Genomic DNA, 12,804 nt, shown 5'->3' with positions numbered 1-12,804 from the left:
CATCCGTTCCAAGGAGTGAAGAATATGTTCATTGGTGTTCCCAAGGAAATCAAGAACCACGAGTACCGTGTTGGCCTGACCCCTGAAAGCGTAGCCGAACTGGTTTCTCATGGTCACAACGTCATCGTCGAGACCAACGCCGGCACAGGCATTGGGGCTGATGATGATGCCTATCGTGCCGCTGGCGCGGAGATTGCCGAAACCGCAGCGGATATCTTCGCCAATGCGGAGATGATTGTGAAGGTGAAGGAACCTCAGGCCGTTGAACGCACTATGCTGCGCGAAGGTCAAATCCTCTATACCTATCTGCATCTGGCCCCCGACCCGGAACAGACCAAAGATCTGGTCGACTCGGGCGCTGTATGCATCGCTTATGAAACCGTCACCGACGACAATGGCGGTCTGCCCCTGCTGAAACCGATGAGCCAGGTTGCCGGTCGCATGTCTATCCAGGCCGGTGCCAGCGCTTTGGAGAAAGCAAAGGGCGGTCTGGGCGTATTGCTGGGCGGCGTGCCCGGCGTGAAGCCCGGCAAAGTCGTGGTTATCGGCGGCGGTGTTGTTGGGTTCAACGCTGCTCAAATGGCCGTCGGTTTGCACGCGGACGTGACCATTCTGGACCGCAATCCGGCAGTGCTTGAGAAGCTGGAGAACCATTTCGAGGCGTCCGCCAAGGTTGTCTATTCGACCAAAGCCGCATTGGAGGAAGAAGTCACCAATGCCGATCTGGTTGTCGGTGCTGTACTGATCCCGGGTGCTGCTGCACCCAAGCTAGTCACACGCGAGCTGATCTCGAAAATGAAACCCGGTGCGGTCGTCGTGGACGTGGCGATTGACCAGGGCGGCTGCTTTGAAACGTCCAAAGCTACCACTCACGCAGAGCCCACCTACGTTGTCGACGATGTGGTTCATTACTGCGTCGCCAATATGCCGGGCGCAGTCGCCCGAACCTCGACCTATGCACTGAACAACGTCACGCTGCCGCACGCTCTGGCTATTGCCAACAACGGCTGGAAGCAGGCGCTCGCAGACAATCGCCATCTGATGAACGGCCTGAACGTGGCCCACGGAAAGGTGACGTACAAGGCTGTGGCCGATGACCTTGGATACGAGTTCATCGCCCCGGAACTTTGCTGAACTGAAGCAAAGAAATGTCCCGCCGCACGCAATGCGGAGGGACGCACACCACTGAGGAGGAAACCTTAATGATTATGAAGATTAACCGCCGCGCCCTCGGCGCGATCGGTGGTGCCGCTTTGCTTGCGGCAACCGCGCTTTCGACAACCGCTGCAGCGGAAGACATGACACTGCGTTTTGCAGGTGTCTTCCCGATCGATCACCAAGGCACAAAAATGATGGAACAGGTCGCAGCGGATGTTGCAGCTGCGGATGTCGGACTGACTGTAGAAGTCTTTCCGGCAAACCAGTTGGGTTCTGGTGAAGCTCTGTTTGAAGATGTTGCCCGCGGCAATATCGACCTGGCATCGGCGTTCATCTATGCCGATACCGATCCACGCCTGGAATTCTTGTCAATGCCGTTCCTGCTGGGCGGCTGGGATGACATGGAAAGCACGCTTCTGAACATGGATTCCGAGTTCAACACCATCCTGCAAGAGATCACCGACGAATATGGCGTGCGCGTCATGGCGCAGAATCCGGAAGGGTTCATCGGCATCGTTTCGTCGCAAGAGCCCCAGAACTGGAATACTTTTGACGACAAGGGCATGAACATTCGCGTCTGGTCATCCAGCGTCGTGAAGTCGATGGTGGAAGAACTGGGTTACCAGGCGACCACCATGGCATGGGGTGACATTTTCCCCGCGCTTCAGGCCGGCATTGTCGATGGAGCAATCTGCTGCACCAAGACCGCGACCTATTCCATCTTCGCCAAATCAGATGTTGGCACCCACTTTGTGGAGTACAACTCAATCTCAGAACTGACGACTTTTTACGCGTCGCAGCGGACACTCGACAAGCTGAACGACGAACAGCGCGCCGCGCTGCAAGCCGCGATGACCAAGGCGTCCGAAGACTTCTTCGCCTATAACCGTGAGAATGACGAAGTGTTCGGCCAGAAATTGCTCGACAAAGGCTACACCATCCTGCGCCTGAGCGACGAAGAACAAGCTGCGATGGCCGCTCATGTCCAGGAAACGGTCTGGCCAGCGATGGCACAAAACGTCGGTCAGGACATCATCGACCGCCTGCTGGCAGCTAAAGAACAGCAATAAACACTTAGAAAAAGGGCCAGCAAATCAGTTGGCCCTTTTTTGGTCTTTAGCTCAACAAAGGGAGGGAGAAAGATGTCTAATTCAGAAGTTGAACGTCCATTGGTCGTCGAAAGCGCAGAAAAGAAGAGCTCGCAAAAAATCACTGACGAGTTGCCGGTTATTGTCGGGTATCCGCTGAAAGCAGTGGCTTTTGTCATGAGGCAGATAGTTATGTTTGCCGGTTTCCTGATGGCGTTCACATTTGGGGCAGTTGTTGTCATCCGGTATGGATTTGGCGGTGATCTGTTTGCCTACGAAGAATGGCTTTTGGGTATCAGCATCATCGGCTTTTTTGCAGGTGCTGTTCTGGCCTCTGCCCGTAACCTGCACATCAACGCGGACATTCTTGGCATTGTGATCCAAAACCCTCGGTTGATTTGGTGGCGCGGCTTTGTCGTGCTGACAGTCGAGGTGCTTGTGATCCTTTTCCTCATGTACGCCTGTTACGTCTCGCTGCTTGATGACTTCTCATTCCCCCGGCTGCGCGCAACCCCGGTGCTGCGCATTCCATTTGTGACCTGGCGGATAGCGATCATGATTGCCTTTGGCCTCATGGCGACGTTCACGGCGGCATACTTGTACGTACACATCCGCAAGGGGCTCGGGCTTCCCTTGAGATCAGAAATGCAAAAAGGAGAAACCCAATGATCATCGGAGGAAGTCTCCTAATCGTCTGCTTTATGTTGCTGTTGGGCGTCAGCGTTTATGTGGCATTCGGATCGGTTTTGATTTTCATCGCCCTTGTCGGAGATCAATCCATCACCGGTTACTTGCCCACCGGTTCTACAGGTATCCGATCACTTGTACTTCTGGCGATCCCACTCTTCATGATCGCCGGTGGCATCATGGAAAAAGGCAAAATCGCCGCCCCCCTTGTCTCTCTGGCTGAAATGTTCATTGGCCATATCAAAGGAGGATTGAGCGCTGCTGGAGTGCTGGCCTGCGGTGTGTTCGGCTCCATTTCCGGTAGTGCCAATGCAACGCTGACCTGTATCGGCGGCATCATGATGCCCCACCTGAAAAAGGCCAACTATCCGGGTGGGCAATCGGCAGCTCTGATCGTGGCGGCCAGCCCCTTGGGTCTGTTGATCCCACCGAGTTCGTCTCACATTCTTTATGGCTGGGTTGCACAGCAGCACGTGCTGAAGTGCTTTTTGTCTACGGTCATTCCCGCGATCATCCTGATTACGCTTCTGATTGTGGTCAATCAGTTCATGCTGCGGAAGTATGACGACATCGATCTGACGGAACGTCCTAAACCGTTTTTACCGACCTTTGGAGTACAGGCACGTTTGGCCGGACCTGCGCTGATGATGCCGCTGATCATTCTGGGTGGTATCTATGGCGGTATCATGACACCGACCGAAGCCGCCGGTATCGCCGTGGTCTACTCGATCCCGATCGCGATCTACTTCTACCGCGGTCTGACTTGGAAAACACTGGCACACACGATCCAGAATTCCGGTGTTACGATTGGCGTGGTCATGGTCATGATCTTCATGGTTCTGATCGTGTCGGACAACCTAATCTCGCAAGGCGCCCCTCAGTTGGCCAAGGATCTGGTCTATTCCGTGTCGGACAACCCGATTGTCATCCTTCTGATGATCAACGTGGTGATGATCCTGATCGGGATGTTGATGGATGATATCTCGGGCCTACTTCTGGCGACACCGATCCTACTGCCCATCGCACAGAGCACCGGCATGGATCCGATCCATTTTGCGGCCGTGATTGGCGTGAATCTGGGAATGGCGAACATCACCCCTCCAACTGCGCCACTACTCTACCTTGGAGCTCAGGTCTGTGATGAGCCGGTTTCGCGCATGCTGTGGCCGACTTTAATCTTCATAGTCTTTGCCTGGCTTCCGACGCTGATGCTGACAACTTTTGTACCAGAGTTGGCCCTCTTCCTACCTGACCTCCTGCTCAGCAGATAATGGACGGAAAGCGCAAAAGCCCAAGACGGAACAGTACGCACCCCATTCTTACGGTTGGGGTGCCTGATCTCCCAAAGAAGACGTTGGAGAGACTGGTTCACAGCAGAAAACCGGAATCTAAAAACAGAGGTTCGAAATGTACAAAAACATCCTAGTCGCGCTGTCTCTGGAACACGGCATCAGTGATCACGCACTTTCAGCGGCACACGCCCTTGTGTCGGAAGGTGGAAAAATCACTGCCGCGCACATCCATGAGCCCCCAAACAGACAGATAATGTACTATATGGATGAAGGGATCGCAGAAAAATCTCTCCAAAAAGCAAAGGCGCGTTTAGCCGAGCGCTTAAAAAACGAAACTGAGATTTCTTCTGTCTTGATAGAGAGTCAATCGGCAGGGAGAGCGATCACCGAGTATGCAAACAAACATGGCATCGATTGTATCGTCCTTGCTTCGCACAAACCTGGGATGAAAGAGTTCTTTTTGGGTTCAACAGCCGCTCTCGTCGTTCGACACGCTCAGTGTTCGGTGCATGTACTCCGTCTGTGACTCTGGCGCCCGCAGCGTGTCAGTAACTCTGTCCTTTGAAATCTGCGGTGATGAGCACGTCACACTGCGACCAAGGTCTGCTATTGACGCAACTACCAGAATTTCACTTTGCGACATTTGAGAGGTAGGGCTCACCGCCGACCTCGGCGGCAACGCGGCATCTTGTGATATCCTCTTTCGTCAACGTCGGGTTGTCGTTGTGGGCGGGCATGGCGGATCGGAGGATCAGTTATGGAAACACCAAACTTACCTGCCTTTCGCGCGCTTCGCCCAGCTTGGAACAAGGGACGCATCGTCGGTCAGAAACGGCCGTTAAAACCCAAACACGTCTGGGCAATTTGAGTAAGATTATAGCTCGCAGAGAACAATCGCGACCTCGCTCTCTTCAATATGGCCAAGCGCTGCATGTGAAATATTTTGACGACAGGCCTCGGTTAGGACGGCCCAATCCTGCCGTCCAGTGGGCAACTTCGAAGCTGCGGTGCGGCCCGTCAAACCTGCCGTTTGTTGCGAGCGGAAAATCGGAGGCTGGCGGAACTCATGCAACGCGCAACTCAGAGGGCGTTAAATCCCACCCACCATAACCCAATCAACTGCCTCGGATATGTCATCTGCCACGAAGGAAGGTGCTGGGTCGTATCGCTTTTCCTCGCCAGGACAATACTTACCGGTGCGTACCAGAATGGCTTTGCCAACACCCGCTCTTAGCGCTCCAGCGACGTCGTTTTCAGCGTCATCGCCTATCATGATGACTTCCGCGAGAGGCAGTCCCATGCTGTCTGAAGCTGCTTGGAAAAACGTTGCTGATGGCTTTCCAAGGACAAGAGCTTCAACTTGAGCCGCGTATTCAAGGCCATGGACGAAAGCTCCGGCATCAAGGCTAAGTGCTCCGTCGGCATCGCGAAACACGCGGTTCGCTGCAAGCGCCAAGAACGGGGCACCTTGGTCAAGATTGCGAAACGCTGCATTTAGGCTTTCGAAGTCAAAGTACGGTCCCGCATCAGCTACGACCACAGCGACAGGTTTTCCCGAAACGACTTTGTCGAAGTCTTCGTTCAGATCTGGATGCACCAAAAAGTGAGGAGAATACCCGTTTTGATTCAACCAGTCACATGCAACCTGAGAAGGAGTGATGACTTCGTTCGTGTCGACCGCAAAGCCGAATTGATTCAGTCTTTCGACAATTAGCCGCTTGGGTCTGCGAGTGGTGTTTGTGAGAAAACGGATTGGGGTCTCTTCCGTTCTGCATCGAACCACTGCTTCCTTGGCACCCGAGATCACTTGCGTTCCGTTGTAAAGAACACCCGATATATCAAGGAGAAGACCATTAGCCATGATACCTCAATGCTAGTGCAGGTCTTCTGCTTTAATCAAGCAGAAGACCCAATCGAGCGCGAACTCGGTTGAAAATTGTCTCCGCATCGATGGTATCCATGGCCCAAAGCCGACCTTGTACCCGCTCTTCAGTTGCTGCAATCGCTACCCACATTGCTGCCATTCACTGCGACTGCAAAGGTAACCTAAACGAACGCAATTCATTTTGCGTTTGACACAAACATCGCCGATCACGATGCCTCGTAGTGATTGAACACTTTTGTTGCGCCAACCTTGCGGATCAGGAAGACCGAATAGGCCTCCCGTTCGCTCTCCGGCCCCATACCGGGCGAGCCGTAGGGCATGCCGGGCACGGACAGCCCCACTGCATCAGGGCGCTCGGCCAGAAGGCGCCGGATATCGGTTGGCGGCACATGGCCTTCGATGACGTATCCCTCGACCAGGCCAGTATGGCAGGAGGCCATCTCATCCGGGATACCCTTGGTGGTTTTATATTGCGACAAGGTCTCCCAAGATGCGTTCTGCACCTCCACCTCGAATCCTTCGCGTTGCATGATGTCAATCCAGGCGCCGCAGCACCCGCAGGTGGGATCCTTGAGGACCTGCACCAGCGGTTTAGTCGTTGCCAAAGCCGGCGTGACCAGAGCAGTGCCGGAGGCACCAAGGCCAGCCAGGAAAAAGCGGCGGTCGAGTGTCGGGGTGGTCATGTCAATTCCTTTCCGTGTTCGCGGCTGCGGTGTGACTTTGGATCTTGTGACCGAAACCGCGGGCAAGTGTCATGATATGTGTCAAGCGGGCAATCATGAGCCGCCCAGCATCTATTCGCTTTCGGTGCGTACCGCCTGCATCTCGCGGATGCGCTCAGGCCAGGTGGATTTGATATATGCCAGGATGTCCCAGATCTGCTGGTCGCTCAGGCTATCGCCAAATCCCGGCATGCCACTGGCAAAATCGGACACGCCGCGGGCTTCCAACGCCGCATCACCACCCTGTTTGGTGTAGTCAAACAACAGCGCATCCCCGTGGTGCCAGGTATGGCCGGTCTCGTCACGCGGCGGTGCAGGCATTGTGCCGTCATCATTCGGAGCACGCCAGTTGGGCTGCCCTTCCAGATCGGCACCGTGGCAGGACGCGCAGAACTCGACATAAAGCACCGAACCTTCCTCAACATCGAACTCTTTCGGTTGCTCTGGCGGTTTAGTCTGTGTGCCTGAAGGCGCGAGTCAGGCGACCGCAGTAGCGATGACGACAAAACCGACCAAGGCAAATGCACAGATTGTTCTGGTTTTCATTGCCTCATCTCCCTTCATGTTCGTTCATCAGATAGGTCGCGATAGCCGTCCATACGAGGCGTAGCGTCGATATAGAAGGGCTCAAAGACGACCCCGGAGCGGGCGCAGCATATTGTAGATGGGGTGAAACGGGGCTGAAGATGACGGCCCAATCCCGCCATTGGACAGCGAGTATCGCCGCTGCGGTGCGGTCCGTCGGAGGAAACATTCGCTGCAGTAGCGAAATTTGGTTACTCCCAGCCTCGCAGGCTGCGTATTGATGCCACCGTTCAACTTGATTGCGTCAGCAACCGCTTTCGCCAACGCTGGCAGCGATTAAACCTCTCATAAATACGAGCCAATTGTTGAAAAATCTAACAGCATCTCACTCCTGATCTGCCGGGTATCTGATAAGATACGGTTTCTGGCTCAACGTAACCACCAAGGATTGGACATACAGTGGCTTGGGCGAACATTGCTGAGAGAAAATGAGTGCTTTTGCGGTCGGTGGTGATGCTAGGTGGCGTTGGTCACTGGTCCGAAACTGCGAACACTTCCATCGGTTCGCGGATGCCTTTCATTTCAACTGCGCCACGGCTTTCCGCTTCAATGTCATCTTCGACTGCGGCCCAAGCGCGTGGTGAGATCAGAATCTCTCCATCTTTGGCGATATCGCAGAGGCGAGCGGCAGCGTTCACAGCGGTTCCAGACGCCGTGTAGTCGAATCGTCCGGCGGAGCCGACCATGCCAACCGTCGCGTAACCCATTGAAACTCCTACTCCGAACCCTAGCCGGTGGCCAAGCTTCTTCCATTTCGCTGCGAGCTCGCGCATTTTCGCCCGCATAGCTATAGCGAGCCGGACCGCATCTCCGGCGGGGTCGTCGCATGGCAGCGGATCGTTAAAGATAACCATAATCCCGTCGCCCATTCGTTTATCAACGCCACCGCCATATTCTGATATCAACACACCCATTTGCTCGTGATATGCTTGCAAGACCTCAATGGTTTCTTCCGGTTCTGCAGTCTCACAAAAGGCCGTAAAGCCTCGAATATCGCAGAACAACGTGGCGATCAGTGCACGATGGGAGGATAGACCTTGTTCATTTCCCGAAGATACAAAGGTCTCGGCTACGGCCGGAGAGAGGAACTGTTTTAGTCGGCCGATCCGCGCGATCTCATCAACCTGCTCCGCAACCTTCGCCTCAAGCGAAGTATTCAAAGATTGAACCTCAGCGGTGCGCGATTCGAGCGCCTTGTACTGACGCACATTTTCAAGCGCGACGGCGGCCTGTGCGGCGAATGTCTCAACCAGGGATATTTGGCTAGCAGTGAACGGTTCCTTTTCTGTCTTCCAGAGAATAAAGCAGCCGACGCCACCGTCAGGACTCAAAAGAGGAACGAAGAGGTTGGTACGGATGCCCTGTCGTTCAACGAGCATGACATAGCGGTCATGGCCGGAACGATACCCTTCTGTCTCTCGCATGTCGTCAATCAGGATCGTGCGCTGCTCAACTATCGCCTGCGCAACCAATGAGTCTGCCGGGTCCATTGGAACCGCGCCACTATGATAGTGGGCGAGCGTCTCAGGTGTCGAGCCGCGGTTCGCAGCCATAACCTGCGCAGCATCGCCTTCTCGGCCCAGGATCAATGATGCATTCGGAGCCCCACATAGTCGGGTCGCATTATCGAGTATGGCCTCGAAGATCGGTTGTTCGTCTTCTCGCACACGGCTCATCATTTCCATAATTTCGCGCGTTGCAAAAGAACGTTCCAACCTGTCGCGAAGTTCTCGAAACTGGCGCACATTTTCCAGGGCAATAACCGCCTGTGCGGCAAAAGTTTCTACCAAGGCGATTTGTTCATCCGAATATGGACGGACTTCGTGCCGGAAGATGATAAAGCAACCGATCCCCTCGCCGTCCTTGATCAGAGGCACAAATAGATTTGTGCGAATGCCCTGAAGATCGCAAACCTCTACAATATTTGGCACGCCTGCCCGATATTCATCTGTGTCCTTCATATTAGGAAGGTGGATCGGGCGTTTTTCAATGATTGCACGGGCTGCGAAAGATTTTTCGGGATCCATTGGAACCCGTTTTTGGGCGTAGATGTCCTCTGTGCTTTGAATAGCTCCATGATGGGCGATCATGGTCTGAAACTCATCCGCTTCGCGACCCAGGATCAGCGCCGCGAACGGTGCTTCGCAAAGTTTTCGAGCATTTTTGAGAATAGCGTCAAATACGGGGCTTTCATCATCGCTGGCGTTGCTGATCGCATCAAGGATTTCGCGGGTTGCGGCGGCCTGAGCAAGTCGTGACTCCATCGCGCTAATCTGGCGCGCGTTTTCAATTGCAACTGCGGCTTGATCGGCAAAGGCCTGGGCCAACTCCAGTGCTCGGTCATTGAATGGATGCAAACGGGTTCGATAGACTGTGAAAGCACCGATCAACTGATCGCCCGAAATGATAGGGATTGCGGCGAAGGACCGGGCTTTGCCCAGCTCTCTCGTAGCGATTCTCAGGGGCGTGTTCTGAATGGCCGGATCTTCAGCCGTAACGTCCACAACGTTCACAACTTCGCGGCTGACCGCCATCCGTCCGAGTACAGTGGTGGAGGAAGGGGTGAATACGCCCTGTTCGGCGAACCAGTCACTGAACCCCTTTGTGATTCCGAGCGAGCGCATCTCGCTGAAGGCCAAATCGCCGTGATGCTCAAAGAGGACCCCAAATTCAGCTTCACAAATGTCGAGCGCGTACTCGAGAAGAGCATCAAGCACTTCTTCCAATATGGTGTCGCGGCGGTTGATAAGGTTCAGAACATCCGCCATCATTCGCTCGCGGCGCATTGCGTCATCAAGTTCAAGCGCCAGATCGGCCTTCAGCGCGACCTCGTCAGCATTTGCAACTGGCCCCGCCGGATCGACCAGTAATTTTGCCAGCGCAATTTTCGATGTGATATTCAGCTTGCTGTAAACGGTGCGAAGATGAGATCTGACGGTGGTGGGTGAGATGCCGAGATCGCGAGCGATTTCCTTATAGCTTGCACCATTAGCATAGGCAGCGGCGACTTCTTGCTCTCGCTTGGAAAGCGTTTCAACCTCTTCGATCTGTTCGGACATTATACCCCCGTACAAATGTAGGAGGAGGATACCCTACATCCCTCCTGCATCAAGTGGTTCATCTGGACGATATCGCCGGAGCCTGTCGTTGTTCATGTTTAGTCTACGAAGACGCGGAGATCGTTCTCGGCGTTCAGACAAAGGAGACAACCAGATGAGTATGACCAAAAACGCTAAGGCATTCTTCGAAGCCTGCGAAACAGGCCAGGGCTGGGATAGCTGCGCGCCTTACTGCGAAACTAATGCCAGCTTCTCCTGCCAGTCAGACGCCTTGGCGGATGTTCACACGGTTCAAGCCTATGCGGAATGGATGAAGGGCTTACTGACGCCAATCCCCGACGGGAAATACGAATTGAAAGGCTTCGCCCAAGATAACGAACGAGACGTCGTATTGGCCTTTGCAGTCTTTCACGGAACGCAATCCGGCGAAGGTGGCCCTGTGCCCCCAACGGGCGCGACTGTCGCTTCCGACTATGTTTATGCCTTAGAGTTCGCTGGCGGAAAGATCACCCATATGACCAAAGTTTGGAACGACGCAAACGCGCTAAAGCAACTGGGTTGGGGTTGAACATTTCGCGCTTGTGATCACATCAGCTCATGAATTATTCTTATTAAAATGAGTGAAGCGCTTGCCACGAGCGCTTCCCAAGCTGCCCTGTCTTTTGGTTGATTTATAGACGTGTAAAAAGAACAACGGATTCCAAAAGTTGCGAACACACCGTGTCTGGCGTCAGCGCCAACTAGATACACTCGGTGGTACCAGTGATCACCAGCCTAGGAGCTGACGATCTTCATCATCACCATTTAGACTGGCCAGGCGTCAGATCTCATTTGTTGCATGTAATGATCCAGAAAGGCGAAGTACCTGAGTACTGCTGAAGCTGAAGTTCAGCCGTCCCTCGGTATTAATCAGCTTGGCCTCGCTGCGGGTCTCTGTTGCAGTTCGAAACTAGTTTTGAGAGGCTCAAATCGTTTCGATTGTGACGGCCCATAGCAGACCTTGAACCCGGCCATCTGATGCTGCTGTGCGGCCCGTTGAACCTTCCGTTCGCTGCGGGCGCAAAAAATTCAAACCCTACCAGAACTCGCGTATTGCGGGACTTTTGCCTGGCGTCGCATTGAGAACAGACACGCGTTTGGCGACATTCCTAGATAGTGGGATGACCTCTGCTGATTCCATGACTCAATCTACGGATCGCACCCTTGCTGGCGTTGCGCTGATGCTTGGATTTTGCCTGACTGCTCCTTTGCTGGATGTTGCTGCAAAACTCGCGTCGGCCAGTGTGCCAGTTGGGCAGATAACGGCTGCTCGCTTTGTAGTGCAGTGCGCGCTCATGGCTCCGTTTGTCTTGGTAATGGGACTTTCACTGCGTGTGGCGCGCGGCGCGTTGTTGGTAATTGTATTCCGATCGTTACTTTTGCTGTTCGCGACCTTTTGCTTCATTGCGGCAATCCGAGTAATGCCACTTGCCGATGCGTTGGCAATTGTGTTTGTAGCCCCGTTTATTGTCCTGTTGGTCGGCAAGTTTTATCTTGGTGAAGACGTCGGTCCTCGTCGTGTCGGGGCAGCTCTTGTGGGGTTTGTTGGTGTATTGTTCGTCATCCAACCTAGTTTCGCGGCCTTTGGCAGCGTCGCACTAATTCCGCTAGGTACGGCATTCGCTTTCGCTTTCTACATTCTTATAACGCGGGGATTGTCGCGACGGATGCACCCCGTGGCTCTACAATTCCACACTGGCCTGATTGCCAGTTTGTTTTGTATTCCGACCTTAATGGTTGCGCAGGGTTCTGGCTCCGAGCTTTTTGATCTTGTTTGGCCGACAGAAATCGCGTTTCTGTGGCTTTTCGGGGCTGGTTTTTTTGCGACTGTGAGCCACATGATGATGACATATGCTCTTTCCTTCGCGCCTTCTGCCACACTGGCCCCACTTCAGTACTTTGAGCTGCCGGTAGCGACTTTGTTCGGTTATCTTGTTTTCAAAGACTTTCCTAACACGCTTAGCCTAATTGGTATTGGCATCATCATCGGTGCAGGGCTGTACATGATACATCGCGAAAGGGTCGCAGCCAGACAGTTGGTCACAGAGCGCGCAGCTCCTCCAATCTAAGGCTACGCGCGCTCGCGGCCCATTTTACGACTTTTGAGCAAAGCAGAATCTAAGATGATCGCTTCCGCCGAGCTGATCTTCGAACATTGCGCATTATCGGACGGCTACGGCCCTTCGCAAACCAGCGGGAAGGCACCGATTTCTGGTATCGTGAGCGTACCCACGGTGACGAAATCGTCACCTTCGACGGCTGTTATCAATCGAACCGAGGCAACGATCC

Annotated in this window: 10 protein-coding genes and 2 pseudogenes; 8 read left to right on the top strand and 4 right to left on the bottom strand. The window is 54.0% G+C overall.

The window, feature by feature from the left end; translation table 11 throughout:
* Positions 1–24: 24 nt before the first annotated feature.
* The 6 genes and pseudogenes from ald to ACR0AZ_RS00035 all read left to right on the top strand — a co-directional run.
* Positions 25–1,134: an alanine dehydrogenase gene (gene ald / locus ACR0AZ_RS00060; protein ID WP_480666466.1), complete on the top strand. Its 1,110-nt coding sequence runs from the start codon at positions 25–27 to the stop codon at positions 1,132–1,134.
* 74 nt (positions 1,135–1,208) lie between these two features.
* Positions 1,209–2,228 (top strand): TRAP transporter substrate-binding protein DctP, encoded by a 1,020-nt coding sequence (gene dctP / locus ACR0AZ_RS00055; RefSeq protein WP_480667131.1) that lies wholly within the window; start codon positions 1,209–1,211, stop codon positions 2,226–2,228.
* Positions 2,229–2,300: 72 nt separating this feature from the next.
* Positions 2,301–2,915, top strand: coding sequence for a TRAP transporter small permease (locus ACR0AZ_RS00050; RefSeq protein ID WP_480666465.1), 615 nt, complete (start codon positions 2,301–2,303; stop codon positions 2,913–2,915).
* A complete protein-coding gene (locus ACR0AZ_RS00045; protein ID WP_480468881.1) occupies positions 2,912–4,204 on the top strand; it encodes a TRAP transporter large permease in 1,293 nt (430 codons plus the stop codon). The genes ACR0AZ_RS00050 and ACR0AZ_RS00045 overlap by 4 nt, the downstream gene beginning before the upstream one ends.
* A gap of 136 nt (positions 4,205–4,340) precedes the next feature.
* A complete protein-coding gene (locus tag ACR0AZ_RS00040; RefSeq protein ID WP_480468880.1) occupies positions 4,341–4,751 on the top strand; it encodes a universal stress protein in 411 nt (136 codons plus the stop codon).
* Between the two features lie 231 nt (positions 4,752–4,982).
* A pseudogene (locus ACR0AZ_RS00035) lies at positions 4,983–5,090 on the top strand (integrase); the annotation flags it as partial.
* A 225-nt stretch (positions 5,091–5,315) separates the two neighbouring features.
* On the opposite strand, the gene ACR0AZ_RS00030 reads toward ACR0AZ_RS00035, so the two are convergent.
* From ACR0AZ_RS00030 to ACR0AZ_RS00015, 4 genes and pseudogenes are all read right to left on the bottom strand, one after another.
* On the bottom strand, positions 5,316–6,086 hold the full coding sequence (locus tag ACR0AZ_RS00030) for a TIGR01458 family HAD-type hydrolase (RefSeq protein WP_480468879.1): 771 nt from the start codon (positions 6,084–6,086) through the stop codon (positions 5,316–5,318).
* Positions 6,087–6,316: 230 nt separating this feature from the next.
* The gene (locus tag ACR0AZ_RS00025; protein WP_480468878.1) at positions 6,317–6,793 is read right to left on the bottom strand and encodes a DUF411 domain-containing protein; all 477 of its coding nucleotides are present in this window, start codon (positions 6,791–6,793) and stop codon (positions 6,317–6,319) included.
* Positions 6,794–6,904: 111 nt separating this feature from the next.
* Positions 6,905–7,258 (bottom strand): annotated as a pseudogene (locus ACR0AZ_RS00020) (c-type cytochrome); the annotation flags it as partial.
* 629 nt (positions 7,259–7,887) lie between these two features.
* The gene (locus tag ACR0AZ_RS00015; protein WP_480468877.1) at positions 7,888–10,476 is read right to left on the bottom strand and encodes a GAF domain-containing protein; all 2,589 of its coding nucleotides are present in this window, start codon (positions 10,474–10,476) and stop codon (positions 7,888–7,890) included.
* A gap of 154 nt (positions 10,477–10,630) precedes the next feature.
* Between ACR0AZ_RS00015 and ACR0AZ_RS00010 the strand changes: the two genes are divergently transcribed.
* A complete protein-coding gene (locus ACR0AZ_RS00010) occupies positions 10,631–11,044 on the top strand; it encodes an ester cyclase (RefSeq protein ID WP_480468876.1) in 414 nt (137 codons plus the stop codon).
* Between the two features lie 592 nt (positions 11,045–11,636).
* Positions 11,637–12,584, top strand: coding sequence for a DMT family transporter (locus ACR0AZ_RS00005; protein WP_480666464.1), 948 nt, complete (start codon positions 11,637–11,639; stop codon positions 12,582–12,584).
* The last annotated feature ends 220 nt before the right edge of the window (positions 12,585–12,804 follow it).

Source organism: Ruegeria sp. BE3 (assembly GCF_056538865.1).
This window is presented reverse-complemented; position numbering and strand designations above follow the sequence as displayed.

Coding starts and splice junctions, on each gene's coding strand:
- ald (WP_480666466.1), top strand. CDS start 25: ATGTTCATTGGTGTTCCCAAGGAAATCAAGAACCACGAGTACCGTGTT.
- dctP (WP_480667131.1), top strand. CDS start 1,209: ATGAAGATTAACCGCCGCGCCCTCGGCGCGATCGGTGGTGCCGCTTTG.
- ACR0AZ_RS00050 (WP_480666465.1), top strand. CDS start 2,301: ATGTCTAATTCAGAAGTTGAACGTCCATTGGTCGTCGAAAGCGCAGAA.
- ACR0AZ_RS00045 (WP_480468881.1), top strand. CDS start 2,912: ATGATCATCGGAGGAAGTCTCCTAATCGTCTGCTTTATGTTGCTGTTG.
- ACR0AZ_RS00040 (WP_480468880.1), top strand. CDS start 4,341: ATGTACAAAAACATCCTAGTCGCGCTGTCTCTGGAACACGGCATCAGT.
- ACR0AZ_RS00030 (WP_480468879.1), bottom strand. CDS start 6,086: ATGGCTAATGGTCTTCTCCTTGATATATCGGGTGTTCTTTACAACGGA.
- ACR0AZ_RS00025 (WP_480468878.1), bottom strand. CDS start 6,793: ATGACCACCCCGACACTCGACCGCCGCTTTTTCCTGGCTGGCCTTGGT.
- ACR0AZ_RS00015 (WP_480468877.1), bottom strand. CDS start 10,476: ATGTCCGAACAGATCGAAGAGGTTGAAACGCTTTCCAAGCGAGAGCAA.
- ACR0AZ_RS00010 (WP_480468876.1), top strand. CDS start 10,631: ATGAGTATGACCAAAAACGCTAAGGCATTCTTCGAAGCCTGCGAAACA.
- ACR0AZ_RS00005 (WP_480666464.1), top strand. CDS start 11,637: ATGACCTCTGCTGATTCCATGACTCAATCTACGGATCGCACCCTTGCT.